The 518-nt window shown below is 76.8% G+C and carries 1 protein-coding gene; it reads right to left on the bottom strand.

What is annotated here, in order from left to right; all coding sequences use genetic code 11:
- Window positions 1–240: hypothetical protein (locus VR45_RS47705; RefSeq protein WP_159394552.1), on the bottom strand; the 240-nt coding region annotated here is incomplete at its 3' end.
- Window positions 241–518 lie beyond the last annotated feature (278 nt).

The following is a 518-nucleotide window of genomic DNA, read 5'->3' as shown; positions in this document are numbered from 1 at the left end:
GTCCACGTCCACCCAGTCGGCGCCGCGCCGGAACCGGACCGGTCCGGCGGCCGTGTCGGTGGTCAGCGTGCCGTCGGGGTTCGCCCAGGTCGTCGCGGTCTCGCTGCGCGTCCCCAGCACCTCGACCCGGCTGCCGCGCAGCTTCGCGGCGAGCAGGGCCGACGCGGTGTCGGACACCGCGGCGGCGGGCCGGGGCGCCTGCGGGCTCGGCTTCGGCGGTCCTGCGGCGGCGCCCTGCACCCCCGTAAGCAGACTCGCACCGAGCGCCCCCGCCACTACGGCAGCCGTCAGCGCGCGCCGTTTCGCGCGTTTCACCCGCCGCGCTCGGAGCATGCGTGCGGACATGTCCCCACCCCCCGTCCCGGACGGCCGGGGCGGCCGCCGTCCGGCTGATGGTATAGACATGTCAAAAACGCCGACCAGCCTCCCTCCGGCCATTCCCCGGCCGCTCCCCTCCGCCCCACCCGTCCACCCTCGCCCCTCGGACCGACCCCGGAAGCCCCACCTCCCCCCGCACG

It is taken from the genome of Streptomyces sp. NRRL S-495, assembly GCF_000966955.1.
GTDB lineage: Bacteria > Actinomycetota > Actinomycetes > Streptomycetales > Streptomycetaceae > Kitasatospora > Kitasatospora purpeofusca.
This window is presented reverse-complemented; position numbering and strand designations above follow the sequence as displayed.